Annotated in this window: 25 protein-coding genes; 17 read left to right on the top strand and 8 right to left on the bottom strand. The window is 60.3% G+C overall.

Annotated features, from left to right (window positions below; all coding sequences use genetic code 11):
• Window positions 1-366: 366 nt before the first annotated feature.
• Together ODQ19_RS05245 and pcaR are read right to left on the bottom strand one after the other, a co-directional pair.
• Entirely contained in the window at window positions 367-1,707 is a 1,341-nt protein-coding gene (locus ODQ19_RS05245; protein ID WP_116668159.1) for an MFS transporter, read from the bottom strand.
• A 147-nt stretch (window positions 1,708-1,854) separates the two neighbouring features.
• Window positions 1,855-2,697, bottom strand: a complete 843-nt coding sequence (gene pcaR, locus ODQ19_RS05240) for a pca regulon transcriptional regulator PcaR (protein WP_003189296.1) — start codon at window positions 2,695-2,697, stop codon at window positions 1,855-1,857.
• A gap of 541 nt (window positions 2,698-3,238) precedes the next feature.
• Between pcaR and ODQ19_RS05235 the strand changes: the two genes are divergently transcribed.
• Together ODQ19_RS05235 and ODQ19_RS05230 are read left to right on the top strand one after the other, a co-directional pair.
• The gene (locus ODQ19_RS05235; RefSeq protein ID WP_003189295.1) at window positions 3,239-3,439 is read left to right on the top strand and encodes a hypothetical protein; all 201 of its coding nucleotides are present in this window, start codon (window positions 3,239-3,241) and stop codon (window positions 3,437-3,439) included.
• Window positions 3,440-3,771: 332 nt separating this feature from the next.
• A complete protein-coding gene (locus ODQ19_RS05230; protein ID WP_003189291.1) occupies window positions 3,772-5,247 on the top strand; it encodes an inorganic phosphate transporter in 1,476 nt (491 codons plus the stop codon).
• 230 nt (window positions 5,248-5,477) lie between these two features.
• Here ODQ19_RS05230 and ccoM read toward each other — a convergent pair whose 3' ends face one another.
• Together ccoM and ODQ19_RS05220 are read right to left on the bottom strand one after the other, a co-directional pair.
• On the bottom strand, window positions 5,478-5,594 hold the full coding sequence (gene ccoM, locus ODQ19_RS05225; protein ID WP_019817835.1) for a cytochrome c oxidase subunit CcoM: 117 nt from the start codon (window positions 5,592-5,594) through the stop codon (window positions 5,478-5,480).
• Between the two features lie 143 nt (window positions 5,595-5,737).
• Window positions 5,738-5,899: a hypothetical protein gene (locus tag ODQ19_RS05220; protein WP_165861666.1), complete on the bottom strand. Its 162-nt coding sequence runs from the start codon at window positions 5,897-5,899 to the stop codon at window positions 5,738-5,740.
• Between the two features lie 133 nt (window positions 5,900-6,032).
• On the opposite strand from ODQ19_RS05220, the gene ODQ19_RS05215 reads away from it, so the two are divergent.
• The 3 genes from ODQ19_RS05215 (at window position 6,033) to ODQ19_RS05205 (ending at window position 8,645) form a co-directional block, all read left to right on the top strand.
• Window positions 6,033-6,905 carry a LysR substrate-binding domain-containing protein gene (locus ODQ19_RS05215; protein WP_330209485.1) on the top strand — a complete coding sequence of 291 codons (873 nt, stop codon included), beginning with the start codon at window positions 6,033-6,035 and terminating at the stop codon, window positions 6,903-6,905.
• A 91-nt stretch (window positions 6,906-6,996) separates the two neighbouring features.
• Window positions 6,997-7,467 (top strand): RidA family protein, encoded by a 471-nt coding sequence (locus ODQ19_RS05210; RefSeq protein WP_330209484.1) that lies wholly within the window; start codon window positions 6,997-6,999, stop codon window positions 7,465-7,467.
• Window positions 7,464-8,645, top strand: coding sequence for an aminotransferase class V-fold PLP-dependent enzyme (locus tag ODQ19_RS05205; protein WP_330209483.1), 1,182 nt, complete (start codon window positions 7,464-7,466; stop codon window positions 8,643-8,645). The genes ODQ19_RS05210 and ODQ19_RS05205 overlap by 4 nt, the downstream gene beginning before the upstream one ends.
• Here the strand turns inward: ODQ19_RS05205 and ODQ19_RS05200 are convergent.
• Window positions 8,642-8,983 carry an aspartate-semialdehyde dehydrogenase gene (locus ODQ19_RS05200; RefSeq protein WP_116668154.1) on the bottom strand — a complete coding sequence of 114 codons (342 nt, stop codon included), beginning with the start codon at window positions 8,981-8,983 and terminating at the stop codon, window positions 8,642-8,644. The genes ODQ19_RS05205 and ODQ19_RS05200 overlap by 4 nt on opposite strands.
• A gap of 219 nt (window positions 8,984-9,202) precedes the next feature.
• Here ODQ19_RS05200 and rapA point away from each other — a divergent pair, with 219 nt between their 5' ends.
• Window positions 9,203-12,049, top strand: a complete 2,847-nt coding sequence (gene rapA / locus ODQ19_RS05195; protein WP_330209482.1) for an RNA polymerase-associated protein RapA — start codon at window positions 9,203-9,205, stop codon at window positions 12,047-12,049.
• Between the two features lie 153 nt (window positions 12,050-12,202).
• On the opposite strand, the gene ODQ19_RS05190 is transcribed toward rapA, so the two are convergent.
• Window positions 12,203-13,549 (bottom strand): spinster family MFS transporter, encoded by a 1,347-nt coding sequence (locus ODQ19_RS05190; RefSeq protein WP_116668153.1) that lies wholly within the window; start codon window positions 13,547-13,549, stop codon window positions 12,203-12,205.
• Between the two features lie 253 nt (window positions 13,550-13,802).
• Here ODQ19_RS05190 and ODQ19_RS05185 point away from each other — a divergent pair, with 253 nt between their 5' ends.
• Entirely contained in the window at window positions 13,803-14,171 is a 369-nt protein-coding gene (locus ODQ19_RS05185; RefSeq protein ID WP_330209481.1) for a YkgJ family cysteine cluster protein, read from the top strand.
• Between the two features lie 139 nt (window positions 14,172-14,310).
• Window positions 14,311-16,572 carry a putative bifunctional diguanylate cyclase/phosphodiesterase gene (locus ODQ19_RS05180; RefSeq protein WP_330209480.1) on the top strand — a complete coding sequence of 754 codons (2,262 nt, stop codon included), beginning with the start codon at window positions 14,311-14,313 and terminating at the stop codon, window positions 16,570-16,572.
• Between the two features lie 228 nt (window positions 16,573-16,800).
• Here ODQ19_RS05180 and ODQ19_RS05175 read toward each other — a convergent pair whose 3' ends face one another.
• Window positions 16,801-17,103 carry a DUF2288 domain-containing protein gene (locus ODQ19_RS05175; protein WP_014717281.1) on the bottom strand — a complete coding sequence of 101 codons (303 nt, stop codon included), beginning with the start codon at window positions 17,101-17,103 and terminating at the stop codon, window positions 16,801-16,803.
• A 341-nt stretch (window positions 17,104-17,444) separates the two neighbouring features.
• Here ODQ19_RS05175 and ODQ19_RS05170 point away from each other — a divergent pair, with 341 nt between their 5' ends.
• The 9 genes from ODQ19_RS05170 (at window position 17,445) to ODQ19_RS05130 (ending at window position 25,140) form a co-directional block, all read left to right on the top strand.
• On the top strand, window positions 17,445-18,572 hold the full coding sequence (locus ODQ19_RS05170; RefSeq protein WP_116668150.1) for a branched-chain amino acid ABC transporter substrate-binding protein: 1,128 nt from the start codon (window positions 17,445-17,447) through the stop codon (window positions 18,570-18,572).
• A 227-nt stretch (window positions 18,573-18,799) separates the two neighbouring features.
• On the top strand, window positions 18,800-19,723 hold the full coding sequence (gene livH, locus ODQ19_RS05165; protein WP_003193535.1) for a high-affinity branched-chain amino acid ABC transporter permease LivH: 924 nt from the start codon (window positions 18,800-18,802) through the stop codon (window positions 19,721-19,723).
• Complete coding sequence (locus ODQ19_RS05160) at window positions 19,720-20,973, top strand: high-affinity branched-chain amino acid ABC transporter permease LivM (protein WP_034125955.1); 1,254 nt, start codon at window positions 19,720-19,722, stop codon at window positions 20,971-20,973. The genes livH and ODQ19_RS05160 overlap by 4 nt, the downstream gene beginning before the upstream one ends.
• Complete coding sequence (gene livG, locus ODQ19_RS05155) at window positions 20,970-21,737, top strand: high-affinity branched-chain amino acid ABC transporter ATP-binding protein LivG (RefSeq protein ID WP_003193538.1); 768 nt, start codon at window positions 20,970-20,972, stop codon at window positions 21,735-21,737. The genes ODQ19_RS05160 and livG overlap by 4 nt, the downstream gene beginning before the upstream one ends.
• 1 nt (window position 21,738) lies before the next feature.
• Complete coding sequence (locus ODQ19_RS05150) at window positions 21,739-22,440, top strand: ABC transporter ATP-binding protein (RefSeq protein WP_003193540.1); 702 nt, start codon at window positions 21,739-21,741, stop codon at window positions 22,438-22,440.
• A 247-nt stretch (window positions 22,441-22,687) separates the two neighbouring features.
• The gene (locus ODQ19_RS05145; RefSeq protein ID WP_116665875.1) at window positions 22,688-22,984 is read left to right on the top strand and encodes a BufA1 family periplasmic bufferin-type metallophore; all 297 of its coding nucleotides are present in this window, start codon (window positions 22,688-22,690) and stop codon (window positions 22,982-22,984) included.
• Window positions 22,985-23,006: 22 nt separating this feature from the next.
• A complete protein-coding gene (gene bufB, locus ODQ19_RS05140) occupies window positions 23,007-23,885 on the top strand; it encodes an MNIO family bufferin maturase (RefSeq protein WP_330209479.1) in 879 nt (292 codons plus the stop codon).
• Entirely contained in the window at window positions 23,882-24,658 is a 777-nt protein-coding gene (locus tag ODQ19_RS05135) for an HvfC/BufC N-terminal domain-containing protein (RefSeq protein WP_330209478.1), read from the top strand. Before bufB ends, ODQ19_RS05135 begins: the two co-directional genes overlap by 4 nt.
• Window positions 24,655-25,140 (top strand): DoxX family protein, encoded by a 486-nt coding sequence (locus ODQ19_RS05130; RefSeq protein ID WP_073522609.1) that lies wholly within the window; start codon window positions 24,655-24,657, stop codon window positions 25,138-25,140. Before ODQ19_RS05135 ends, ODQ19_RS05130 begins: the two co-directional genes overlap by 4 nt.
• Here ODQ19_RS05130 and ODQ19_RS05125 read toward each other — a convergent pair.
• On the bottom strand, window positions 25,131-26,045 hold the full coding sequence (locus tag ODQ19_RS05125) for a LysR family transcriptional regulator (protein ID WP_330209477.1): 915 nt from the start codon (window positions 26,043-26,045) through the stop codon (window positions 25,131-25,133). The two genes, ODQ19_RS05130 and ODQ19_RS05125, sit on opposite strands and share 10 nt — an antisense overlap.
• Window positions 26,046-26,090: the final 45 nt, after the last annotated feature.

Below are 26,090 nucleotides of genomic sequence, written 5' to 3'. Positions count from 1 at the left end.
AAAGGCGCTGAGGTGGCGCCGAAGTGCTTGAAGATTAAGCCGGGGAAATGGGCCAAACAATCCGATAATCGACTGAGTGTTCGATTATCGAACCGATTGTTGCCTAGCTAATCTTCCAATGTGGGAGCGGGCTTGCCTGCGATGGCGGCCCGATAACCGACACATGCTCACCTGACACCCCGCGATCAAACTGTGGGAGCGGGCTTGCTCGCGAAGGCGGTGTGTCAGTCACTGCATCTGTCACTGCAAGACCGCTTTCGCAGGCAAGCCAGCTCCCACATTTTATCTTCGCTGCCTTGAGCATTGCGTTCGCTTAACGGACTGGCATTGGGGCTTGCCCCCCACATGTTCAAACTGTACCGGGGCTCAGGTCGCATCGGCATGGCTGACCATGCCCTTGATCACCACCGCTGCCGTGGCCAAGGCCGCCGGAATCACCAGTGCCGTCAGCACCTGCTCGAAGTTCCAGCCCAGGCCCAGCAAGGTCGCGCCCATCCACGCTCCCAGGATCGCGCCGAAGCGGCCGATGCCGAGCATCCACGACACCCCGGTGGCACGGCCCTGGGTGGGGTAGAAACGCGCCGCCAGAGACGGCATCGCCGATTGCGCACCGTTGACGCACATCCCGGCGACCAGCACCAGGGTGGCCAGCAGCGTGATGTTGCCCAGGCTCTGCCCCACCGCGTAGGCAAACACCCCGGCCAGCAGATAGAAAGTGCCGATCACTTTGTGCGGGTTGAACCGGTCCATCGCCCAGCCCACGCCCACCGCGCTCAAGACCCCGCCAAACTGGAACAGCGCACCGATAAACGCGGCCTGCTCCATGCTCGCGCCACTGTCGCGCATCAAGGTGGGGAGCCAACTGGTCAGCAGGTAAACAATCACCAGGCCCATGAAGTACGTGAGCCACAACAGCAAGGTGCCAGCGCTGTAGGTGCCCGAGAAGATCACCGCGAACACATTGCGGGCCTTGACGGTTTTTTGCTCCGGTACGCTGAAGTGAGTGGCCTGGGCAACGATGTGTGGCTCGATAGGGGCCAGGGTCTTGCGCACCTTGTCGGTGCCGCGATTGCGTACCACCAGGTAGCGGGCAGACTCCGGTAGCCAAACCAACAGCACCACCGCCAGGATCAACGGCAGGATGCCGCCGATCAGCAACAGGCTGTGCCAGCCGAAGGCCGGGATCAGCTTGGCCGAAATAAACCCACCACCGGCCATGCCGAGGTTGAAGCCACAGAACATGCTGGTCACCAACAAGGACTTATGCCGCTCGGGGGTGTATTCAGACAGCAAGGTAGTAGCGTTCGGCATGCCGGCGCCCAGGCCCAGGCCGGTGAGAAAGCGCAGCACCAGCAACTGGTCGACATTGGTGCTGTAGGCCGACGCCAGGCTGAACGCACCAAACACCAACACCGCGCCCACCAGCACGACTTTGCGGCCAAAGCGGTCGGCCAGCGGGCCAGAACCGAGTGCGCCAAACACCATGCCGATCAACGCGGCGCTCATCACCGGGCCGAGGCTGGCGCGGTCAATGCCCCAGTCCTGAGACAGCGCGGGTGCGATAAAGCCCATCGCGGCGGTGTCGAGGCCGTCGAGGAACACAATCAGGAAACACAGGATCACCACGCGCCACTGATAGCGCGAGAGTGGCTGGGCGTTGATAAAGGACTGTACGTCCAGGGTGGTACCGACAGAAGGCTGATTCATTATTTTTATTCCACACCGATGGCGGGCTGACAACCTGAGGTCGTCATTCTTGTAGGGGGCAGCTCCTCAGAGCGCTGCCGCACATTAATAAGCCAAGGGAAACACCGTCAATCGAGCCAGCCGGGATCTGTGCGGTCACCGAACAGCTTAGGCAAACAGTTGCGCACTCAGCTCACGGCTGGCGCTGAGCATGCTCGGTAGAAAGCGTTGCTCCAACTCGCTGCGGCTGACCCGACCGGCGTGGGTGCTCACATTCAGCGCGGCCAACACCTGGCCGGACGCGTCATACACCGGCACCGCGATGGAACGCAGGCCCTGTTCCAGTTCCTGGTCGACAATGCACCAGCCCTGCTGACGCACCTGTTGCAGGCATTCGAATAACGCTTGCGGCGTGGTCAGGGTGCGGCTGGTCTTGGTTTGCAGGTCGGCATGGTCGAGGTAGTCCTGCAGCGAGGCGTCGTCGAGGGCAGCCAGCAGAATGCGGCCCATGGACGTGCAATACGCAGGCAAGCGCCCACCCACCGACAGGTCGACCGAGATCAGCCGCTGGGTGGTGGCGGAACGGGCGATATAAAGAATGTCGTCGCCTTCCAGGGTGGCCATGTTGCACGCTTCATGCAGCTGCTCGCTCATGCGGTCCAGGTAAGGCTGGGCCGAGACGGCCAGCGGTGTGGACGACAGATAGGCATGACCGAGGGTCAGCACCTTGGGCAACAGCGAGTAGGTGCGCCCATCCGTGGTGGCGTAGCCGAGCTTGATCAAGGTATGCAGGCAACGGCGTACGGCGGCGCGGGGAATTTCCGTGCGATGGCTGATCTGGGCGATGGTCAGGTGACGCTTGCGCTCCTGGAATGCCTGCACCACGGCCAAGCCACGGGCCAGGGACGTCATGAAATCAGGATCACCGGTGAATGCCTGGATGCGCTTGGCCGGTGAAGCCACGATCGGCGGCGCCACTGATGCAAAGGAGTTGCGCAATTGATCGTTCATTTCAAGGGGCCTTCTCTTGTTATCACCACGGGAGGGTTGGCGGCTATTACAAGCCGTGCCGGTCGCCCTGCACAAGTCAGCGCTGGCAACATTGGGCGATTATCGGACGACCATGCGATTATCGCAATTTGGCCGGCGCTGACGCAGATCTCGCGGCCATGGTTTCAGATTTGCCTGATGCATCTATAAAGCATGGGCATTTACCCTGCCAGGATGATGACGGTGTTCACAAATACCGACGCCAGCATGTAACAAACCTCTGACACATCGTTGACGCTTTTTAACTTCATGATGATAGTGTTATTCAAATGCGCCGCTATAATGCAACCTGTGCAGAGGTCAGCCCGGTATGTATCGGGAGTGGAGCTCACCGGGCGTTGCCGGCTGTATGCAGGGCCGGACACAAGTACTCGCTTAAAAGAACTGCTCTCAGGCCTACTTACCCACTTGAACGATTTATTGTTCTATTTGGATTCGCCCGAGCACGACTTTCAGGCATGACGCTGCGCAATCAATAAACTCAACTCAATTAGGTAATACTGTGACGAAAGATGAACTGCGCGCGGAACTTGAGCGCCAGGAGCAACGTTACAAGGATGTCTACGGCGGGGAAGTCACCACCTACGCCGCGCAACCCGAGCCGGAACGCAAGCCATGGCGTAAACGCGCCAGCCTGCTGGACCAGGCATTTGCCCAGGAAATCCAAAAGATCGAGCAGGAGCTCAAGACCGAGGAGCCATAAGCGCTTCGGTTCGAGCCTTAAGGGTCGTGCTGTCTCTGCCGGTGAAGTACTGGCAGAGGGCACCTGCTTTAGCGTCCGCTGGTCAGCAACCTACAGCCACCCACGAAATTTCATACAAATGTTTCAGGCATGGCATTTTCATGACTAAAGCCCGCCTTCTGCGGTCTGCGCTTTATAAATCAAAGACTTGCCAAAGCCCCGAAAACCCTGGGATGCGTGCGTCTTGCCGCGTTTTTTTCCAGGAAGATTGTTACCGATGAGCAGCTAATGCATCGATTACTGATGTTTTCTGGCATAATCGCGCCCCCTTACGACCGGGTCAGAAAACCTTCATGATCGATTTATTCAGCGGACTGGATGCTTGGGTTCTAGTGAGCCTGTTGCTCGCCCTGGCCTTTGTCCTCGCCTTCGAGTTCATCAATGGCTTTCATGACACCGCTAACGCGGTGGCCACAGTCATCTATACCAAAGCCATGCCGCCACACCTGGCCGTGTTCTTCTCCGGGGTGTTCAATTTCCTCGGCGTATTGCTCGGTGGTGTCGGTGTCGCCTACGCCATCGTGCACTTGCTGCCGGTGGAGTTGCTGATCAATGTGAACACCGGCCACGGCTTGGCAATGGTCTTCTCGTTGTTGGCGGCGGCGATCACCTGGAACCTGGGCACCTGGTACTTCGGTATCCCCGCCTCCAGCTCCCACACCCTGATCGGCTCGATCCTCGGTGTCGGCCTGGCCAACGCGTTGATCAACGACATCCCCCTGGCTGACGGTGTGAACTGGCAGAAGGCAGTGGATATCGGCGCCTCCCTGGTGTTCTCGCCGATGGCGGGCTTTCTGGTCGCCGCTCTGGTACTGATCGGCCTGAAGTGGTGGCGTCCGCTGTCGAAGATGCACAAGACCCCGGACCAGCGCCGCAAGCTTGACGACAAGAAGCACCCGCCGTTCTGGAACCGCCTGGTCCTGGTGATTTCGGCCATGGCTGTGAGCTTCGTGCACGGCTCCAACGATGGCCAGAAAGGCATCGGCCTGATCATGCTGGTCCTGATCGGTATCGTGCCGGCGCAGTTCGTATTGGACCTGGGCAGCACCACTTACCAGATCGAACGTACCCGCGACGCCACCCTGCACCTTAACCAGTTCTACCAGCGCAACCACGAGACCCTCGGTGAGTTCCTGGCCCTGGGCAAAAGCGTGAAGGATGACCTGCCGGGCAAGTTCCGCTGCAACCCGCAGCAGACCGAACCGACGATCAACGCGCTGCTGGGCACCCTCAAGGGCGTCTCGGACTACCACTCGCTGACGGCCGACCACCGCATCGAGGTACGTCGCTACCTGCTCTGCCTGGATGACACCGCGAAGAAAGTCGGCAAGCTGCCAGGCCTGGACTCCCGTGAGAAATCCGACCTCGACAAGCTGCGCAAAGACCTGACTGCCACCACCGAGTACGCCCCGTTCTGGGTGATCCTCGCGGTCGCACTGGCCCTGGGCCTGGGCACCATGGTGGGCTGGAAGCGCGTGGTACTGACCATCGGTGAAAAGATCGGCAAGCAAGGCATGACCTATGCCCAGGGCATGTCGGCGCAAATCACCACGGCCACCATGATCGGTTTCGCCAACATCTTCGCCCTGCCAGTGTCCACCACCCACGTCCTGTCTTCTGGCGTGGCGGGCACCATGGTTGCCAACAAAAGCGGCCTGCAAGGTGGCACCGTCAAGACCATCCTGATGGCCTGGGTATTGACCTTGCCAGCGACCGTAGGCCTCTCGGCCGGGTTGTTCTGGTTGGCGTCCAAGGCTTTGGGCAACTGATAGCCTGCCGGCAATAAAAAAGGTGCGATCCGCGAGGGTCGCACCTTTTTTTATGATCGTTCCCACGCTCTGCGTGGGAATGCCGCCGCGTACGCTCCGCGTCCCACTGGCGCACGGGTGACGCGGAGCGTCACGGGATGCGTTCCCACGCGGAGCGTGGGAACGATCCAAAAAAAAGGGCGACCGAAGTCGCCCAAAATGCCTTGCGTGCTCATGTAACCCGGAAAGACTTAAGGTTTTTTACGCTTGTTCGCGTCTTTCCAGATAAAAAATCCAAACCCTACAAAAAACAGCACCATGAGGCTAACAGTCAGCACTCCGGCAAAAACCACATTATCGAAAAACATGACCGGCCTCCTGCACTTGCCCTGTTGCGATAGGGCTAAGTTAATAGAGAAGGCACAGCGGGAAATTGACCAGGATCAATGTCGCCCACAACGGGGCGTAAAGAAGGGGAATAACTGACCTGCATCAAAAGATGCAGGGCGTTTCAACGTTTTTTCGGTTTGTTCTTCGACTTCTTCTTGGGCTTGCCCAAGGGCATGGCGTGTTCAAAGGCTTGGCGCACTTCATTCAGGCGCTTGTCGTTAAGGTCGTGCACGCGCTTGGCACGTTCGGCGTTCAGGTCGATCAGCTTGTCGTCATCACTCATGGCTTGGCTTACGTCGTGGCGAGAATGCCTCAATAATGCGGCCTGCCCCGCCCGACGGCAATTAAGCGGGCGACAAAATGCAGGCCATCGACCAAAATCGGCACTTTCTACCCTGCCCAGGAGGTGCATCCAGGTGGCCTTGCACAACGACCTTCCACCGCTGCTGGCCCTGCGCGCCTTCGAGGCCGTGGCGCGGCACTTGAGTTTTATCAAGGCGGCGAACGAGTTGTCGGTGACCCAAAGTGCGCTGAGCCACCAGGTACATAAGCTCGAACACCACCTGGGCAAGCCGCTGTTTATCCGGCGAACCCGTGCGATTGACCTGACGTTGGCCGGGCAAGATTACTACGCGCAAATACGCCCTGCCCTGGACGCCATCGCCGCTGCAACACGTAGCCAGCGGGGCGCGCCGAGCGCCAGTGTGTTGCGTATTGGCTTGCTAGCGTCCTTTGCCACGTTGTGGCTGGCGCCGCGCCTGGCCGAGTTTCTACAGCGCCACCCGCATATCCAGGTGGAGTTGCTACCCGCGATTCAATTGGCCAACGTCGCCACGGCCGAAGTTGACCTGGCCATCCGCTACGGCAAGGGCGACTGGCCCGACGTGCTCGCCACACGCCTGATGACCGAAACCCTGTCACCGGTATGCAGCCCCGCGTTCAAGGCCAGACAGGTCGCCACAGGTCCGTTGTTGATGGCGACCTCGCACCGCCCTTTCGAGTGGACCGATTGGTCCGCCCATTACCAGATCAACCTCGACCGCCACCCCCGCGTGATGCTGCATGACTACAACATCGTGGTCGAAGCGACCGTGGCCGGCCAGGGTATCGCCATGGGCCGCCATCGTCTGATTGAACGCAGGCTCCAGGACGGCAGCCTGGTGGAGGCCTTTGACTGGCCGCCCTATCACAGCGACATCGGCTATTGGCTGATCGCCCCCCAGGGTCCACTCAGTGAAGCGGCTGAATGCTTCAGTCAGTGGTTGAAGCAAGCGTGCGCCGACGGGTGAGTTTTTTCGATACGTCGGTTGAGATCTATCCGTTTGTCGCCCCTCGCCACCGCCAACATGCTGGAACCTTCTGACACCAGAGGATTTCACCATGACCGACTCCATCCGCCAGCGCGTACACGCCCTCGGCCTGACACTGCCTACACCCAGCCAACCCGCGGCCAACTACATCAATCATGTGACCAGCCAACACCAGCTGTTCATCTCGGGGCAAATTCCCATGATCGATGGTAAACCCGCCTACATTGGCCGGCTGGGCGATTCTCTCAGCGATGAAGATGGCGCCCAAGCGGCGGAATTGGCGGCGCTGGGCCTGCTTGGGCAATTAAGCGATGCGCTGGGCGATGACCTGTCGCGGGTGGTGCGCATCCTGCGTCTGGGCGTGTTCATTGCCAGCAGCGCCGACTTCCAGCGCCAAAGCCTGGTCGCCAATGGCGCTTCGAACCTGCTGGTCAACGCCCTCGGCGACAAGGGCCGACACGTGCGCACCGCCGTAGGGGTCTGCAGTTTGCCGGCTGGCGTCGCCGTGGAGGTGGACGCCATTTTCGAGCTGCAGCCATGAGCCCGCTGCAAGTGCAGCACTTGCGAGAAGCCACGCCCGGTTGCCAGTCCGGCATCGTGCACTTCAATCATGCTGGAGCCTCCTTGCCCAGCCAGGCGACGCTCGACGCCATCATCGAACAGCTGCAGCGCGAAGCCCGCGACGGCCCGATGGAGGCCGGAGAACAGGGTGCCGTCTTAGTGGAAAAGGCCCGCCGCGCCGCCGGGCAACTGCTCAATGCGCCCGCCTCAGCGATTGCCTTCGCCAGCAGTGGCTCGACGGCCTGGAGCATGGCCTTCCAGGCGCTGGGGCCATGGCAGCCAGGCGATCGAATTCTGGTGGGGCGCCACGAATGGGGCGGTAACCTGGCGAGCATGGAACTGGCCATTCAAGCCGGGGCGCGGGTGGAGGTCATCCCCTGTGATGCCAGCGGCGCGGTCTGCCCGATGGCGTTGGAGGCGATGCTGGATGCCAAGGTGAAGCTGATCGACCTCACCTGGCTGCCGGCCAACGGGGGTTTGATCAACCCGGCCCAGGCCATCGGCGATGTGGCCAGGCGGCATGCCATCCCCTACTTCATCGACGCGGGCCAAGCCGTCGGCCAGCTGCCGGTGGATGTGCAAGCGTTGCAGTGCGATGTGCTCAAGTCTGCCGGCCGCAAACACCTGCGCGGGCCTCGCGGTACCGCACTGCTGTACATCAGGCCGGATTTCCTTGCGCACCTGAACCCGGCCCAGCGCGACGTGTTTTCAGCGCCCTGGACCGCCGAAGGCTTCGACCTGCGCAACGACGCCCGGCGCTTTGAAACCAGCGAAATGTCTTTCGCCCTGCTGGCCGGCCTGGGCAATGCGTTGCACGAGATCAATCAACTGGGGATTGAGCGGGTATGGCAAAGGGTCTCGCAAACCAGAGCGCGAATCCGTGAAGCACTGCGTCAGATACCGGGAATTACCCTGCATGACTTGGGCAACACGCATTCAGGCTTGATCGCGTTCAACCTGGCCGGCTGGGATAGCTTTGAACTCAAGCAACGCCTGGGCTGCAAGCGCATCAACATCGGCGCCAATGGCGTGGCCTACACCCCGCTGGACATGCAAGCACGCGGGTTGACCAGCGCTGCACGCATCTCCGTCAGCCCGCTCAACACCGATGACGAGATTGAGTTACTGGTGAAGGCCCTGCGCGAACTGAACGGTTAAACCTCGATATCCACCCACAGGCCCTGGCGCGGCGCGTCTTCGATCAGCGGCGCCACGGGCACGGTGTTGTCAGCGTTGAGCAAGTCGCCGGGAATCGGCAAATGCTGCTGCGCGTCGTCATCGGCTTCGCGCCGGCGTTTCTGCTGCTCCTGCTGGCGACGCTGCTCTTCGCGCAGCAGAAAGGTCGATTGCTCGGCATCGCCTTTTTTCAGGTCGATCGTGCTCTCGTTGGAGCCCGGTTGAACGGGCACCACCGGCGGAATATCCGGCTTCTGGCGTGCCGGGTCGAGTTGCGACGTGACCGGCACAACACTGACGGGCAGCATGGGTGGCAGCATGATAATTACTCTCCTGATCAACAGGCTGTCGGCGGGTGGCAGGGCGACTTGAGCACCCGCGTGCCAAGCTGTGACTCAGTCGACACTCTCAAGTGCCCGCCACCCGTCGATTCAATTTCCGCCTGCCCGTACAAACAGCGTAGTTTTTGTCAGAGTTCTTGGGCGCCGGGCCGTGTTCCGTTAACATAGTCGGCTTTTTCACGGCGGGAGTCAGGCAGCATGGCGCAGCAGTATCAACCGGGGCAACGCTGGATTAGTGACAGCGAAGCAGAGCTGGGGTTAGGCACCGTTCTGGCACAGGACGGCCGCTTGTTGACCGTGCTCTATCCGGCCACTGGCGACACTCGCCAGTATGCGCTACGGAATGCGCCCCTCACTCGCGTGAGGTTTTCGCCGGGTGACACCATCACCCATTTCGAAGGCTGGAAAATGACCGTACAGGAAGTCGACGACGTCGATGGCCTGCTGGTCTACCACGGCCTCAATGGGCAGAACGAGCAGGTCACCCTGCCGGAAACCCAACTGTCCAACTTCATCCAGTTCCGCCTGGCCAGCGACCGTCTGTTCGCCGGGCAGATTGACCCGCTGGCGTGGTTCTCGCTGCGCTACCACACCCTGGAACACACCAGCCGCCAGTTGCAGTCCTCGCTGTGGGGCTTGGGTGGCGTACGCGCCCAACCGATTGCCCACCAACTGCACATCGCTCGCGAAGTCGCTGACCGTATCGCGCCACGCGTGTTGCTGGCGGACGAAGTGGGTTTGGGCAAGACCATCGAAGCAGGCCTGGTGATCCATCGCCAACTGCTCTCGGGCCGCGCCAGCCGCGTACTGATCCTGGTTCCGGAAAACCTGCAGCACCAATGGCTGGTGGAAATGCGCCGCCGCTTCAACCTGCAGGTTGCGCTGTTCGATGAAGAGCGCTTTATCGAAAGCGATGCCACCAACCCGTTCGAAGACACCCAGCTTGCACTCGTTGCGCTGGAATGGCTGGTGGACGACGAGAAGGCCCAGGACGCGCTGTTTGCTGCCGGCTGGGACTTGCTGGTGGTCGACGAAGCCCACCACCTGGTGTGGCACGAAGACAAGGCCAGCGCCGAATACTCGCTGGTCGAACAACTGGCCGAAGTGATTCCTGGCGTGCTGCTGCTGACCGCCACCCCGGAACAACTGGGCCAGGACAGCCATTTTGCGCGCCTGCGCCTGCTGGACCCGAACCGCTTCCACGACCTGCAAGCCTTCCGCGCCGAGAGCGAAAATTATCGCCCGGTGGCCGAAGCCGTGCAGGAGCTGCTGGACAAGGGCCGCCTGTCGCCGACCGCGCACAAGACCATTCAAGGCTTCCTCGGTGACGAAGGTGAAGCCCTGCTCACCGCCGTCAACGATGGCGACACCGAAGCCAGTGCCCGCCTGGTGCGTGAGCTGCTGGACCGCCACGGCACCGGCCGCGTGCTGTTTCGCAACACCCGTGCCGCGGTGCAAGGCTTCCCGGAGCGCAAGCTGCACGCCTACCCGCTGCCGAACCCGGACGAATACCTCGAACTGCCCCTGGGCGAACACGCCGAGCTGTACCCGGAAGTCAGCTTCCAGGCGCAACCGGATGTCGAGGAAGAGAACCGCTGGTGGCGCTTCGACCCGCGGGTCGAGTGGCTGATCGACCAGCTGAAAATGCTCAAGCGCACCAAGGTCCTGGTGATCTGCGCCCACGCCGAAACCGCCATGGACCTGGAAGACGCCCTGCGCGTGCGCTCCGGCATCCCGGCCACGGTGTTCCACGAGGGCATGAACATCCTCGAGCGTGACCGCGCCGCCGCTTACTTTGCCGATGAAGAGTTCGGCGCCCAGGTGCTGATCTGCTCGGAAATCGGCAGTGAAGGCCGCAACTTCCAGTTTTCCCATCACCTGGTGCTGTTCGACCTGCCGTCCCACCCCGACCTGCTGGAACAGCGTATCGGGCGTCTGGACCGGATCGGCCAGAAACACGTGATCGAACTGCACGTGCCGTACCTGGAAACCAGCCCGCAAGAACGCCTGTTCCAGTGGTACCACGAAGCGCTCAATGCCTTCCTCAACACCTGCCCGACCGGCAACGCTTTGCAGCATCAGTTCGGCCCGCGCCTGCTGCCCTTGCTGGAAGCCGCCGACGACGGCGAGTGGCAAGCCCTGATCGACGAAGCCCGTGCCGAGCGCGAGCGCCTGGAGCAGGAGCTGCACACCGGTCGTGACCGTTTGCTGGAACTCAATTCCGGCGGCGCCGGCGAAGGCGATGCACTGGTCGAGGACATCCTCGAACAAGACGACCAGTTCGCCCTGCCGATCTATATGGAAACCCTGTTCGACGCGTTCGGCATCGACAGCGAAGACCATTCGGAAAACGCGCTTATCCTCAAGCCCAGCGAAAAAATGCTCGACGCCAGCTTCCCCCTGGGCGACGACGAAGGTGTGACCATCACCTACGACCGTAACCAGGCGCTGTCGCGCGAAGACATGCAATTCATCACCTGGGAGCACCCGATGGTGCAAGGCGGCATGGACCTGGTGCTGTCCGGTTCCATGGGCAACACCGCCGTGGCGCTGATCAAGAACAAGGCGCTCAAGCCAGGCACCGTATTGCTTGAACTGCTGTATGTCAGCGAAGTGGTCGCCCCGCGCTCCCTGCAACTGGGCCGCTACCTACCGCCGGCCGCCTTGCGCTGCCTGCTGGATGCCAACGGCAATGACCTGTCGGGCCGCGTGTCGTTCGTGACCTTGAATGACCAGCTGGAAAGCGTGCCACGGGCCAGCGCGAACAAATTCGTGCAGGCGCAGCGTGACCAACTCACACCGCGCATCAACGCCGGTGAAGAGAAGATCGCCCCGCGTCACGCCGAGCGTGTGGCCGAAGCCAAGCGTCGCCTGGCGGCAGACACCGACGAAGAGCTGGCGCGCCTGACCGCGCTGCAAGCGGTCAACCCGACCGTGCGTGACAGCGAGTTGGTTGCCCTGCGCAACCAGCGCGAGCAAGGCCTGGCCATGCTCGATAAAGCCGCGTTGCGACTGGAAGCGATTCGAGTGTTGGTGGCGGGTTGATAATCCGCTGAACGTAAAAGGCCCGCTTAGTGCGGGCCTTTTTATTCACTTGAGAATACCGGAGCCTGTAATTGCCTCTTCGCGAGCAAGCCCGCTCCCACATTTTGAAATACATTCTCCTGTGGGCTTGCTCGCGAAAGGGTCACCGCGGTCTCACGCCGTTACCGCAGTTGCCGGCACCTCAACTGCACTCAGCCCTTCCTTCATCCGCTTGGCATCCCGCACAAAACTGCGCGAGGCCTGGAACAGAAACAGCATGGTCAAGAACAGCGCCACCGGAATCAGGTACATGGCGTCATGCAAGCCCACCGCTTTATAAGCCTCGGTCATCTGCTGCGCCCCGGCCGCATACATCGCCGAATGGGCAAAGTGATCGGACAGCGCCCCGACCACCACCGGCCCCATGCCACCGCCGAGCAAATACAGCCCAGCAAAGAACAGCGCCATCGCCGTCGCGCGCAAACGCGGTTCGACCACGTCCTGGATCGCGGTATACACGCAGGTATAGAAGTTGTAGGCAAACAACCAGCCCACACTGAACAGCGCGACAAACACTCCGATCTCGACGCGCCCGGCATGCAATGCCCAGGCGGTGGTGACCGTGGAGATGATCAAGCTGAATGCGGCAAACAACAATCGGCCGTTGGCGACCCGCTGATGAATCTTGTCGGCAATCCAGCCACCCAGCGTCAGGCCCACCAACCCGGTCAGGCCGACAATGACGCCCGTCGCGACGGCCGCGTCCTGCAACGGCATGAGGAAATAGCGTTGCAGCATCGGCACCAGGAATGAGTTGCACGCATAGGTGGCAAAGTTAAAGCACAGCCCGGCCAGCACCAGCCACAGGAAGGTCGGCACGGCCAGCACGCGGCGGATCGGGCGGTCAACGCGCTCCTGGGAGACTTGCACGGTTTCCGCCGCGCCGCGCTTGGGTTCTTTTATGTAGAACATGAACACCGCCAGGATCAGCCCCGGCACCGCCGCGATAAAGAAGGGCGCACGCCAGCTGTCGAACGCCTTGACCATCGCGCCGATGGTAAAGAACGCCAGCAACAGGCCCAATGGCAGGCCAAGCATGAAAATCCCCATGGCGCGGGCGCGGCGATGGGCGGGAAAGAGGTCGCCAATCAGCGAATTGGCCGCTGGTGCATAGCTGGCTTCGCCGATGCCAATGCCCATGCGCACCAGCAGGAAGGTCCAGAAACTGCCGACCATGCCGTTAACCGCAGTCAGCCCGCTCCAGGCGAACAAGCCCCAGCCCATCAACTTGCTGCGTGAGCCGGTGTCGGCCAGGCGCCCGAGCGGTAGCCCGGCAATGGCGTAGACGATGGTAAAGGCGGTGCCGATGATACCGAGCTGAAAGTCGCTCAAGTGCCATTCCATGCGGATCGGCTCGATGATAATCGCGGGGATGGTGCGATCGAAGAAGTTGAACAGGTTGGCCAGGAACAGCAGGAACAGAATGCGCCAGGCATTCGCCGCTTGGGTCGAGTTCTGCATGGGTCCGTCTCTTTTATTGTTATGAGAGCTGTGATGCCCGGTGCATCCTGCTCAGGTCACTGCAACATAGTCAGGCTGGCGGTGATTGTCTGTAATGATTCGTAAAGCTGATAGGGCATGATTTCACCCAGGCAGCAGGGGATTTTGCCCACGAAAATATAAGTGCGTGCCCCTCTTCCCAACGGCCATGGCACGGATAGAATGGCGAGCCTTTCGCAGCACCCTCCTCCTACTTTTCTTATTGATGACGCCCATGTCCGAAGCCAGTCCGTGTCTGAATTGCGGTGCCTGCTGTTCACACTTTCGCGTGTCTTTCTTTTGGGGTGAGTGCGCCTCGTCCGGGGGCACGGTGCCCGATGACCTGGTGGTGCAGATCAACCCCAGCCGCGTGGCGATGATCGGCACCGACCGCAAACCGGCACGGTGCTGCAGCCTTGAAGGTGAAGTCGGACAGGCCACCAGTTGCTCAATTTATGAGCAGCGCTCCAGCGTGTGTCGCGAGTTCGAGGCGTCCTGGAGCCAGGGCGTGCAAAATGTCGATTGCGACGCCGCCCGTGCCGCATTTGGCCTGGCCCCGCTGGAGGCCCTGCACTTCGAACTCGACCTGCCCATCAGCGCTTAGCACCAAACGCTATGGAAGGCATATCAAAATAATTTGAGATCAAAACGCCATTACTCATGGCAAATCTAGAGAGACTTCTATACTCGACCTCATAGGTCATCGCCGCTGGCAGTGACATGGCTCTGTGACGGGATAAGCTATGGAATGGCTGGGGCAGCATTTTTTTACCGACCTTCCAGACAGCGGGCATTTATTGCTCAACTGCAGTCATAACCCGTTTCTGGTGCTGCTGGCGTACCTGGTCGCCTGCGCGGCGGGTTTCGGTACGCTGGACATGGCCGAACGTGTGGGCCATGTCGAAGACCCCACCGCCCGACGCCATTGGCGCTGGCTGGGTGCGGGTTGCCTGGCAGGCGGCATCTGGTCGACCCACTTCATCAGCATGCTGGCCTTCCAGGCCCCCATCGCCATTCACTACGAATTGTTCATGACGTTCGCCTCGCTGCTGATCGCCCTGATCGCCTCGCTGCTCGCCATGCAGACCCTCAGTCATACCCACCTGCGTTTTCATCAGTACCTGCTGGCTTCGGTGTGGATGGGGCTGGGTATCGCGTTGATGCACTACGTGGGCATGTCAGCCATGCGTTCCCAGGCCCAGGTGTACTTCGAAACACGGCTGTTTTTGGCCTCGGTGGCGATTGCCATAGGCGCCAGCCTGGCCGCATTGTTGCTGTCCAGTTACCTGCGCAACGGTGCCGGCGTGTTTCACCAACTGCTCAAATACGCCGCCAGCCTGGTGCTGGGCGCCGGGATTCTGAGCATGCACTTCACCGGCATGGCGGCTATGCAAATGTTGGTGCCCAGTGGCGCAGATCTTTCGTTGCCGGCGGATAACAACCCGATTCAACTGGGCCTTTCGGTCGCGATGATTACCTTGCTGGTGATCGGCAGCAGCGTCAGCGCAGCCCTGGCCGACAAGAAGCTGCAACACAAGGAGCGCGACCTGCGCCGGGTCAACGCGCTGCTCAGCGAACTCGACCAGGCCCGCGCTTCACTGCAACAAGTGGCCCACTTTGACGCGCTGACCAGCCTGCTCAATCGTCGTGGTTTCAATCAGATCTTCGCGGAAAAAGTCGCGGAAAAAACCAGAAGCCAAGGCATGCTGGCGGTGATCTTCCTTGATATAGACCATTTCAAGCGTATCAATGACAGCCTGGGCCATGATGCGGGCGACCAGTTGCTCACGGTGCTCGCCGGGCATATCAAGGGCTCGATACGCAGCCATGAAGATGTAGTGGCACGCTTTGGCGGCGATGAGTTCTGCATCTTGGTCAATATTCATCACCGCGACGAAGCCCGGCACATGGCCCAGCGCATCATGCAGAAGATGAAAGAGCCCATCGAACTGGCCGGCCGACGCATGGTGATGACCACCAGCATCGGTATCAGCCTGTTTCCCGAGGACGGCCACACCTGCGAAGAGCTGCTGAAAACCGCCGACCTGGCGCTGTACCAATCCAAGGATGCCGGGCGCAACTGTTTGAACTTCTTCAGTTCCAACCTTAAAACCCGTGCCTTTCTTGAGCTGCAACTGGAAGAAGAACTGCGCGCCGCCTTGCGTACGCGCAGCCAGCTGGTGCTGTTTTATCAACCGATCTTTGACATGAAGCTGGGCAAGGTCACACGCCTGGAAGCCCTGGTGCGCTGGCAGCACCCCCAACACGGGCTGCTGGCCCCGGACCGCTTTATCGGCATCGCCGAGAACAACGGGCTGATCGCCGAACTGGACCACTGGGTATTGCGCCAAGCCTGTCATGACCTGAGCCTGTTGTCTGACCGGGGCTACACCGAGCTGATCATGGCGGTGAACTGCTCGGCGTTGAACCTGGCGCGCGACGAACTGGCCGACGAAATCGAAGACGCCCTGCGCTTCGCCGGCATAGGCACCAACCGCCTGGAACTGGAAGTCACTGAAAACGCGTTGATGGGCAACATCAGCAGCACCCTGGCACTGTTGCGGCAGATCCGCGCCCTGGGTGTGTCACTGGCCATCGATGACTTCGGCACCGGCTATTCGTCGCTGGCTTATCTCAAGCGCTTGCCGCTCAACACTTTGAAGATCGACCGCTCGTTTATCCAGGACATCCCCAAGTCCACCGCAGACAGTGAAATTGTCCAGGCGATTATTGGCATGGCCCACACCCTGCACTTGCAGGTGGTCACCGAGGGCGTGGAAACCCAGGCGCAGTTCGAGCTGTTGCTCAAGCATGGCTGTGACTACATTCAGGGCTACCTGCTCAGCCCCGCGGTGCCTTTCGATGACATCATCGGCGTGATGCAAGGGATTGCCATGCGTAATCCGCTATATCCGCTCAGCGTGGAGGGCAACGACGCTGCGCAGTCAAAAGACCCGGCGCCAGGGCGTATCGGCCCGCCTTCTATTGTCAGGCCGATTCGCTGAGACCCAGGCACGGGGAGTGGTGGTGTGATCGTTGCTTCTCTTCACGCCGGGTCATACCTGGAAACAATTGCGCCACTCATTCCTTCAGCCCTCAACTGTTCCCGTGACGCTTACGTCACCCTCGGCTGTGACCTTTCTCTACGGCAAGGTGCCATCACGCGTTGAGCGGTTACTCGGCTACACACTTCAGCGCGTGAAAAATACGCACCTTTTTCGTGCGCGACATTCTTACCTCGCCCTTTCTTGGATCAGGATCCATGGCGAGACCACCACCGCCCATAAGCTTGGATCCCGTTCGACCAGGTCCAATGCCCGCGTCGCAGACACCTCGCCAAGGGTGCCTGCAGCCAGCCAGGCGGCGACTTTGTCACGGTTGTCTTCGGCCATGCCTTCGGCGGCCTCGATCAAATCCAGGCCGGCATCGACCCACAATAGGGCACCCTTGGCAAAGAACGGTTCAAGCTCCTTCCAGGAAATTTCGGCGGTTTCACCGAGTAGCTTGGCATAGAGGGTGCTTGGTTCTTGCGTCATGGGAATTCACCTGAGTAAAAAATCGGCGCAATCATAGCTCCGTCGCACAGGCAGAAAAACCCAGTAGCAAATGAGGTAGCGATTGAAACTGCCAGGAAAGCCAAGGAATGCCTTGAAAGCGGTTAGCAGCCCGACGCAATTCTGTCTTTTTCTTTCACTTAAGCGACATGTCCAGGTTTTGCCCCCAACTGCCAGCTTTTCAAGCGATCAACCGGCGCTCTACACTGTACCGGTACAGTTGCCAGGGCAATGCCGGGGGGATATCCGCGATATCTGATCCGGTTCTGCAGCTCACAAGGCCGCTAGAACTATAAAAAATACAACAGTAAGAGTGGAGCACTATGAATAAGGCTACTAAGCAGATTTCCAAACTGTTTGCCGCTATGGTCCTGGCTGGGGTTGCCGGCCATTCGTTCGCAGCCGACACCATCAAGATCGGCATCGCCGGTCCTAAGACCGGTCCGGTGACGCAATACGGCGACATGCAATTCATGGGTGCCAAGCAAGCCATCAAAGACATCAACGCCAAGGGCGGCGTAGACGGCAAGATGCTTGAGGCCAAGGAATACGACGACGCTTGCGATCCAAAGCAAGCCGTGGCCGTTGCCAACAAAGTGGTCAATGATGGCGTCAAGTTCGTCGTCGGCCACCTCTGCTCCAGCTCCACTCAGCCAGCGTCGGATATTTATGAAGACGAAGGCGTCATCATGATTACCCCGGCTGCCACCAGCCCTGAAATCACTTCCCGTGGCTACAAGCTGATCTTCCGCACCATTGGTCTGGACAGCGCACAAGGCCCGGCAGCCGGCAACTACATCGCCGACCACGTGAAGCCGAAAATCGTTGCCGTCCTGCACGACAAGCAGCAATACGGTGAAGGTATCGCCAGCGCCGTGAAGAAGACCCTTGAAGAAAAAGGCACCAAGGTTGCCGTCTTCGAAGGCCTGAACGCCGGTGACAAAGACTTCTCCTCGATCATCCAGAAACTCAAGCAAGCCAACGTCGACTTCGTCTACTACGGCGGCTACCACCCTGAGCTGGGCCTGATCCTGCGCCAAGCCAAGGAAAAAGGCCTGAACGCCAAGTTCATGGGCCCAGAGGGCGTGGGTAACGACTCCATTTCGCAAATCGCCCAGGGCGCTTCCGAAGGCCTGCTGGTGACCCTGCCGAAATCCTTCGACACCGACCCTGCCAACAAAGCCATCGTCGAAGAGTTCGCCAAGAACAAGCAGGACCCAACCGGTCCGTTCGTGTTCCCGGCCTACTCGGCGGTTGAAGTCATTGCCGGCGCTATCACCGCAGCCAAAAGCGAAGATACCGCCAAGGTGGCCGAGGCCATCCACGCCGGTACCTTCAAGACCCCTACGGGCGACCTGAGCTTCGACGCCAAGGGCGACCTGAAGGACTTCAAGTTCGTGGTCTACGAATGGCATTTCGGTAAACCAAAAACCGAAGTTTCCCCTCAGTAAGCCAGGCGTTACTGGTCAACAAGCCCACTGTGCAAGCAGTGGGCTTTGTTTTACGAGGTTTATGGGCCATGTCACCCGCGATCCGGGCGCTGGCTCACCTGAAAATCTTAAAACCGTCACCAGCGGTTCGCTGGCAAACGCTTTGTGCAACCTGGTCACAGAACAGGGCACCAAGCCGGAAATGACTCCACCAGTGAAATGCGTATCGGGTTTTTAGGAGCGCTGTAATGCCTGAGATCTATCATTTTTTCCAACAGCTGGTTAATGGCCTGACCATTGGCAGCACCTATGCCTTGATAGCCATTGGCTACACAATGGTTTACGGCATCATTGGAATGATCAACTTCGCCCATGGCGAGGTGTACATGATTGGTTCCTACGTGGCCTTCATCGCCCTTGCCGGGCTGGCCATGATGGGGATCCACTCCCTGCCGCTATTGATGACCGCTGCGTTCCTGGCGTCGATCATCGTGACCAGTGCCTATGGCTACAGCATCGAGCGGGTTGCCTACCGTCCCCTGCGGGGCAGCAACCGTTTGATCCCGCTGATTTCTGCCATCGGCATGTCGATTTTCCTGCAAAACACCGTATTGCTATCCCAGGACTCCAAGGACAAGTCCATTCCCAACCTGATTCCGGGGAGCATCTCCTTCGGCCCGGGTGGCGCACAAGAAGTGCTGATTTCGTACATGCAGATTCTGGTTTTCGTGGTCACCCTGGTGGCCATGCTGGGCCTGACGCTGTTCATCTCCCGCTCCCGTCTGGGGCGCGCCTGCCGGGCCTGTGCCGAAGACATCAAGATGGCCAACCTGCTGGGCATCAACACCAACAACATCATCGCCCTGACCTTCGTCATTGGTGCTGCGCTGGCGGCCGTGGCGGCCGTGTTGCTGAGCATGCAATACGGCGTGATCAACCCCAACGCCGGTTTCCTGGTGGGCCTCAAGGCCTTTACCGCAGCGGTATTGGGCGGCATCGGCAGCATTCCGGGCGCCATGCTCGGCGGGCTGGTGCTGGGTGTGGCCGAAGCCTTTGGCGCCGATATCTTCGGTGACCAGTACAAGGACGTCGTCGCGTTCGGCCTGTTGGTTCTGGTGTTGTTGTTCCGTCCGACCGGCATCCTGGGCCGTCCGGAGGTTGAGAAAGTATGAGCAGATATCTTAAATCGGCGTTTTTCAGCGCCCTGCTGGTGTGGGCCGTGGCCTTCCCGGTACTCGGCCTCAAGCTGAGCATTGTCGGCATCAATCTGGAAGTGCATGGCACCGGGCCTGTGACCCTGACCGTCATCGCGCTGTGTTCGGTGCTGATGTTCCTGCGTGTACTGTTCACCCAGCAGGTCGGTGCCTTGTTCAAGGGCAACCGTGGCCCATTGGTGTCGCCCAAAGTCAGCCAATTTCTGACCCTGCCGCGCACCCAGCGCTACATCATCATCGGGCTGATCATCGCGGCGCTGATCTGGCCGTTCTTTGGTTCGCGCGGCGCGGTCGACATTGCCACGCTGATCCTGATCTACGTGCTGCTGGGCCTGGGCCTGAACATCGTGGTGGGCCTGGCAGGCCTGCTCGACCTGGGTTATGTGGGCTTCTACGCCGTGGGTGCCTACACCTACGCGCTGCTCTCGCATTACCTGGGCTGGAGCTTCTGGATCTGCCTGCCACTGGCCGGTATGGCAGCGGCCACGTTCGGCTTCCTGCTGGGCTTCCCGGTGCTGCGCCTGCGCGGTGACTACCTGGCCATCGTGACCCTGGGCTTCGGGGAAATCATTCGCCTGTTCCTGCGTAACCTCACCGATATCACCGGTGGCCCTAACGGTATCAGCAGCATCCCCAAGCCGACGTTCTTCGGGCTGTCGTTCGACCGCACCGCCGCCGAAGGCATGCAGACCTTCCACGAGTACTTCGGGATCGCCTACAACCCGGTGAGCAAAGTGGTGTTCCTGTACCTGGTGGCGCTGCTATTGGCGTTGGCGGCACTGTTCGTGATCAACCGTTTGCTGCGCATGCCCATCGGCCGCGCCTGGGAAGCGTTGCGCGAAGATGAAATCGCCTGCCGCGCCCTGGGCCTGAACCCGACCATCATCAAGCTTTCCGCATTCACCCTGGGCGCTGCGTTCGCAGGCTTTGCCGGCAGCTTCTTCGCCGCTCGCCAAGGCCTGGTGACGCCGGAATCGTTCACCTTTATCGAGTCGGCGATCATTCTCGCCATCGTGGTATTGGGTGGCATGGGCTCGCAACTGGGCGTGATCCTGGCGGCCATCGTGATGATCCTGCTGCCGGAAATGATGCGTGAGTTCAGCGAATACCGCATGTTGATGTTCGGCGCCATGATGGTGCTGATGATGATCTGGCGCCCTCAAGGCCTGCTGCCCATGCAACGTCCACACATGGAGCTGCGCAAATGAGCCGCGAGATCCTGAAAGTCGAAAACCTGAGCATGCGCTTCGGCGGTTTGCTGGCGGTCAATGGCGTGGCCCTGACCGTCAAAGAGAAACAAGTGGTAGCGCTGATCGGCCCCAACGGCGCCGGCAAGACCACGGTGTTCAACTGCCTCACCGGCTTCTACAAGCCGAGCGGTGGCAGCATCCTGCTGGACGGCCAGCCTATCCAGGGCCTGGCCGGCCATGAAATCGCCCGCAAAGGCGTGGTGCGCACCTTCCAGAACGTGCGGTTGTTCAAGGACATGACGGCGGTCGAGAACCTGTTGATCGCCCAGCACCGTCACTTGAACACCAACTTCTTCGCAGGTCTGTTCAAGACCCCGGCGTTCCGCAAGAGCGAGCGCGAGGCCATGGAATACGCGGCGTACTGGCTGGACAAGGTCAACCTGACCGAGTTCGCCAACCGCCCGGCAGGCACCCTCGCCTACGGCCAGCAACGTCGCCTGGAAATCGCCCGTTGCATGATGACCCGCCCGCGCATCCTGATGCTCGACGAACCCGCTGCCGGCCTGAACCCCAAGGAAACCGAAGACCTCAAGGCGCTGATCAGTGTGCTGCGTGAGGAAAACAACGCCACGGTGCTGTTGATCGAACACGACATGAAACTGGTCATGAGCATCTCCGACCACATCGTGGTGATCAACCAGGGCACGCCACTGGCCAACGGGACGCCGGAGCAGATCCGCGACAATCCTGAAGTGATCAAAGCCTACTTGGGGGAAGCGTAAAATGCTGCAATTCGAAAACGTTTCCACTTTCTACGGCAAGATCCAGGCCCTGCACAGCGTCAACGTCGAAGTACGCCAGGGTGAGATCGTGACCCTGATCGGCGCCAACGGGGCTGGTAAATCGACCTTGCTGATGACCTTGTGCGGTTCGCCGCAAGCCTACAGTGGCAGCATCCGCTACATGGGTGAAGAGCTGGTGGGCAAGCACTCCGCCGAGATCATGCGCAAGAGCATTGCGGTGGTGCCAGAGGGCCGTCGGGTGTTTTCGCGCCTGACCGTGGAAGAGAACCTGGCCATGGGTGGGTTCTTCACCGACAAGGGCGATTACCAAGAGCAGATGGACAAGGTGCTGCACCTGTTCCCCCGCCTCAAGGAACGCTTCAGCCAGCGCGGCGGCACCATGTCCGGCGGCGAGCAGCAAATGCTCGCCATCGGCCGGGCGCTGATGAGCAAGCCCAAGCTGTTGTTGCTGGACGAGCCTTCCCTGGGCCTGGCACCGATCATCATCCAGCAGATCTTCGACATCATCGAACAGCTGCGCAAGGACGGTGTGACGGTGTTTTTGGTGGAGCAGAACGCCAACCAGGCGCTGAAAATCGCTGACCGTGCCTATGTGCTGGAGAATGGCCGGGTGGTGATGCAGGGCACCGGGGAGCAATTGCTGACGGATCCGAAGGTGCGGGAGGCGTACCTCGGCGGCTAAACGAAGGCTGCTATAGGAACCGGATCAAAAATGTGGGAGCGGGCTTGCTCGCGAATGCGGTGAATCAGCCAGGGAACTGTTGGCTGACACGCTGCATTCGCGAGCAAGCCCGCTCCCACATTTGTTTGGTGTGAACCGCAATATTGAATTTATTTTCGAAGTTTGTGTAACGCAATTCGTCGAGCCCTCTCTAGTGGTGCATGCAGGCAATCAAGCCTGCGCATTCAACCACTGCTGGAGACACACCATGACCACCAAACTGTCCGCTGCCACCCTCGTTCTGGCCCTTGGTTCTGCCCTGAGCCTGTCCGCCCTGACCACCACCGCCCACGCGGCCGACGACATGCAGAAATGCTTCGGCGTGGCTGAAGCCGGCAAGAATGACTGCGCCGCAGGCGCCGGCACTTCCTGCGCTGGCACCTCCAAAACCAAAGACCAGGCCAATGCCTGGAAACTGGTCCCTACCGGCACTTGCACCCAGACCCCAAGCACCACCTCGCCGACCGGTTTTGGCCAGGAAGCAGCCTTCACCGCCAAATCCTGAACCCCGCGCAGCCTGAGTACTGATGATGACGCTTACAGCCCAACTCGCGGTCGCACCGGCTCAGGCGCCCGGGCTCCCCTATCGAGCCGGGCTCGGGCTCAAGACCGAGCACTTCACCGAGGTGCTCGAGACCCGCCCCGACATCGGTTTTTTCGAAATACACGCCGAAAACTACATGGTGGCCGGCGGCCCGTTTCATCACTACCTGGGGTTGATTCGTGCGCAGTACCCCCTGTCACTGCACGGCGTCGGCCTGTCCATCGGTGGCGAAGGTCCTCTGGACCGCGAGCACCTGGCACGCTTGGCCACGCTGATCGAACGCTACCAACCCCAGTCTTTTTCCGAACACCTGGCCTGGTCCAGCCACGGCCCGGTGTTTCTCAACGACCTGCTGCCCCTGGCCTACGACGCCAGCACCCTGGAGCGGGTATGCGAACACATCGACCAGGTACAGAGCACGCTCAAGCGCCCGATGCTGCTGGAAAACCCGTCCACCTATCTGCAGTTCCAGCGCTCTACTTTGGACGAAACCGACTTTATCAGCGAGATCGTCCGCCGTACCGGTTGCGGCCTGTTGCTTGACGTCAACAACGTCTACGTATCCTGCATCAATCATCAGCGCGACCCGCTGGCCTACATCGACGCCTTGCCATTGCACGCAGTGGGCGAGATACATCTGGCCGGTTTTGCCGAAGACACCGACAACCTGGGCGACCGCCTGCTGATCGATGACCACGGCGCGCCGATTGATAACGCCGTGTGGCAGCTGTACGCACAGGTACTGGCGCGGACCGGAGCGGTGGCGACGCTGATCGAGCGGGATAATCAGGTGCCCGCGTTCAGCGTGCTGCAAGCAGAGGCCCGGCAGGCCCAATGGTATTTGTCGCAGGTGGCACGATGAGTATTCAGCAAACATTCGCCGAGGCTTTACTGGCCCCGCAAGCAACCTGCCCCGAGGGCGTGTTCAGCAGCAACGGTGCTGAGCCGGCGAGCCGCTTTGCGGTGTATCGAAACAATGTCCATAGCGCGTTGATCAATGCTTTGGCAGCCGCCTACCCGGTGGCGCGGCAACTGGTCGGCGATGAGTTTTTCCGCGCCATGGCCGGCCTGTATGCCCAGGCTCATCCGCCCACCAGCCCGTTGATCAGTGAGTACGGCAGCACGTTCTCTGACTTTATCCAGGCTTTCGAACCGGCCTCGAGCGTGCCCTACCTGGCCGATGTCGCCCGGCTGGAACGCTTGAGGGTCCGCGCTTATCACGCGGCGGATTGCCAGGTTCTGGATCAGCACTGCGTACTTCGGCAACTGCAAGGCTGCGCCCAACTGGGGCAACTGCGTGTACGACTGCATCCGTCACTTGCCACGCTGGAATCTTCCTACGCGGTGGTATCGGTTTGGGCGGCGCATCAGGTCGACGGGGCTATCGCCACTTTGAACCCTTGGTATGCCCAGGGCGCGCTGGTCTTACGCCAAGGGTTAGCGGTCAAGGTGTTCGCCATCGACCGCGGGTCTGTGACCTTTATCAACCGCCTCAACCAAGGCGCCGGACTGGAGATGGCCATAGCTGATGCCCTGGAAGCCACGACCGAATTCGATTTGCACCAATGTCTCACGCTGTTGATCAGCCACGACGCCATCACCCATTTGCATCTGCAACCAGAGGTATTGCCATGAACATTCCCGCTCCCTGCCTGGTAAAGCGAACCGTCGCACTATTTGAAAAAATCCCCTACAGCCTGATCGCCTTTATCGCACGCTTCTCCATTGCGGCGGTGTTCTGGAAGTCCGGCCAGACCAAGGTCGAAGGCTTTGCCATTGACCTGATCAGCGGCACCTTCCAATGGGGCGAGCCCAAACTTGCCGCCTCGACCCTGTTTTTGTTTCGCAGCGAATACCAACTGCCTCTGCTGTCGCCGCAGGTGGCCGCGCACTTGGCAACCTTTGCCGAGCACTTTTTCCCGGTATTGATCCTACTGGGGTTCGCCACGCGGTTTTCGGCCCTGGCCTTGATCGGCATGACCCTGACCATCCAGCTGTTCGTCTACCCTGACGCCTATCCCACTCACGGCACCTGGCTTGCGCTGTTATTGCTGTTGCTTGCCAAAGGCCCAGGCTGCCTGTCCATCGACCACCTGATTGCCCGTCGCTATCGCTGAAGCCGATCCAGCGCTTCGCCGCTGCGCTTGAACCAGTCCACCAGGTAGTCGGCCAACACCTGGGTGCGCCGTGGCAAGCCACCCTGATAGGGGTGCACCAGGTACATCGGCATGCTGCGTGTCTGATAGTCGCGCAGCAGCCAGCGCAATCGGCCGTCAGCCAGCTCCCTGGGTAGAACGTAGGACGGCAGGCGGGCAATACCGGCGCCGACCAACGCGGCTTTTTTCAGCAGGTTGTAGTGGTTGGAAGCGAAGGTGCCGCTCACCTTTACCCGCAGCAATTCGTGTTGCTGGTGGTACAACCATTCCTCGCGGCCACTGTAATGACTGTTGAGCAAACAGCTGTGCGCCGCCAGGTCCGCCGGGGTCTGCGGCTCGCCATGCTGTTCCAGATAAGCCGGGCTGGCGCAGGTCATCTCATGCCAGGCCAGCAAAGGTTTGGCCACCAAGCGTTCATGCTCGATGGCGCCCGAGCGAACGCCCAAGTCAAAGCCGTCGCGCGCCAGGTCCCGGTAGCTGTTGTTAAGCTCCAGTTCGATCTGCACCTGCGGGTATTGCTTGGCAAATTCCAGCAACAAACCATCGAAGAAGGTTTCGCCCAACGACACCGGGACGGTCATACGCACAGGGCCGGCCAAATCATCTTTGAGCCGCGCCAAGGCCTGGCGCGCGCGCTCCACCTGCACCACCAATGCTTGTGCCTGGGGCAGCAACGCCGCGCCGGCAGCAGTAAGGCTCAGCTTGCGCGTGGTGCGGTGCAGCAGGACCACGGCAAACTGCGCCTCCAACTGGCTGATGCGCTTGGACAACTGCCCTTTGCTGCAGCCCAATTGTGCGGCCGCCACGGTGAAACTGCCGGCTTCGATCAGCACGGCGAACGCCGCCAGGTCATCCATTTCGCTCATGGACTGTTTCCATTTAAAAACCAAAGGTTGCCTATTAGCACGTTT

Origin of the sequence: Pseudomonas sp. AM4(2022) (genome assembly GCF_036346515.1) — a bacterium.
In the GTDB taxonomy this organism is placed as follows: Bacteria; Pseudomonadota; Gammaproteobacteria; order Pseudomonadales; family Pseudomonadaceae; genus Aquipseudomonas; species Aquipseudomonas paracarnis.
This window is presented reverse-complemented; position numbering and strand designations above follow the sequence as displayed.

Bases quoted from the DNA above. Each gene is read 5' to 3' on its own strand.
- ODQ19_RS05245 (WP_116668159.1), bottom strand. From the start codon at position 1,707: ATGAATCAGCCTTCTGTCGGTACCACCCTGGACGTACAGTCCTTTATC.
- pcaR (WP_003189296.1), bottom strand. From the start codon at position 2,697: ATGAACGATCAATTGCGCAACTCCTTTGCATCAGTGGCGCCGCCGATC.
- ODQ19_RS05230 (WP_003189291.1), top strand. From the start codon at position 3,772: ATGATCGATTTATTCAGCGGACTGGATGCTTGGGTTCTAGTGAGCCTG.
- ccoM (WP_019817835.1), bottom strand. From the start codon at position 5,594: ATGTTTTTCGATAATGTGGTTTTTGCCGGAGTGCTGACTGTTAGCCTC.
- ODQ19_RS05220 (WP_165861666.1), bottom strand. From the start codon at position 5,899: ATGAGTGATGACGACAAGCTGATCGACCTGAACGCCGAACGTGCCAAG.
- ODQ19_RS05210 (WP_330209484.1), top strand. From the start codon at position 6,997: ATGACCGACTCCATCCGCCAGCGCGTACACGCCCTCGGCCTGACACTG.
- ODQ19_RS05205 (WP_330209483.1), top strand. From the start codon at position 7,464: ATGAGCCCGCTGCAAGTGCAGCACTTGCGAGAAGCCACGCCCGGTTGC.
- ODQ19_RS05200 (WP_116668154.1), bottom strand. From the start codon at position 8,983: ATGCTGCCACCCATGCTGCCCGTCAGTGTTGTGCCGGTCACGTCGCAA.
- rapA (WP_330209482.1), top strand. From the start codon at position 9,203: ATGGCGCAGCAGTATCAACCGGGGCAACGCTGGATTAGTGACAGCGAA.
- ODQ19_RS05190 (WP_116668153.1), bottom strand. From the start codon at position 13,549: ATGCAGAACTCGACCCAAGCGGCGAATGCCTGGCGCATTCTGTTCCTG.
- ODQ19_RS05185 (WP_330209481.1), top strand. From the start codon at position 13,803: ATGTCCGAAGCCAGTCCGTGTCTGAATTGCGGTGCCTGCTGTTCACAC.
- ODQ19_RS05180 (WP_330209480.1), top strand. From the start codon at position 14,311: ATGGAATGGCTGGGGCAGCATTTTTTTACCGACCTTCCAGACAGCGGG.
- ODQ19_RS05175 (WP_014717281.1), bottom strand. From the start codon at position 17,103: ATGACGCAAGAACCAAGCACCCTCTATGCCAAGCTACTCGGTGAAACC.
- ODQ19_RS05170 (WP_116668150.1), top strand. From the start codon at position 17,445: ATGAATAAGGCTACTAAGCAGATTTCCAAACTGTTTGCCGCTATGGTC.
- livH (WP_003193535.1), top strand. From the start codon at position 18,800: ATGCCTGAGATCTATCATTTTTTCCAACAGCTGGTTAATGGCCTGACC.
- ODQ19_RS05160 (WP_034125955.1), top strand. From the start codon at position 19,720: ATGAGCAGATATCTTAAATCGGCGTTTTTCAGCGCCCTGCTGGTGTGG.
- livG (WP_003193538.1), top strand. From the start codon at position 20,970: ATGAGCCGCGAGATCCTGAAAGTCGAAAACCTGAGCATGCGCTTCGGC.
- ODQ19_RS05150 (WP_003193540.1), top strand. From the start codon at position 21,739: ATGCTGCAATTCGAAAACGTTTCCACTTTCTACGGCAAGATCCAGGCC.
- ODQ19_RS05145 (WP_116665875.1), top strand. From the start codon at position 22,688: ATGACCACCAAACTGTCCGCTGCCACCCTCGTTCTGGCCCTTGGTTCT.
- bufB (WP_330209479.1), top strand. From the start codon at position 23,007: ATGATGACGCTTACAGCCCAACTCGCGGTCGCACCGGCTCAGGCGCCC.
- ODQ19_RS05135 (WP_330209478.1), top strand. From the start codon at position 23,882: ATGAGTATTCAGCAAACATTCGCCGAGGCTTTACTGGCCCCGCAAGCA.
- ODQ19_RS05130 (WP_073522609.1), top strand. From the start codon at position 24,655: ATGAACATTCCCGCTCCCTGCCTGGTAAAGCGAACCGTCGCACTATTT.
- ODQ19_RS05125 (WP_330209477.1), bottom strand. From the start codon at position 26,045: ATGAGCGAAATGGATGACCTGGCGGCGTTCGCCGTGCTGATCGAAGCC.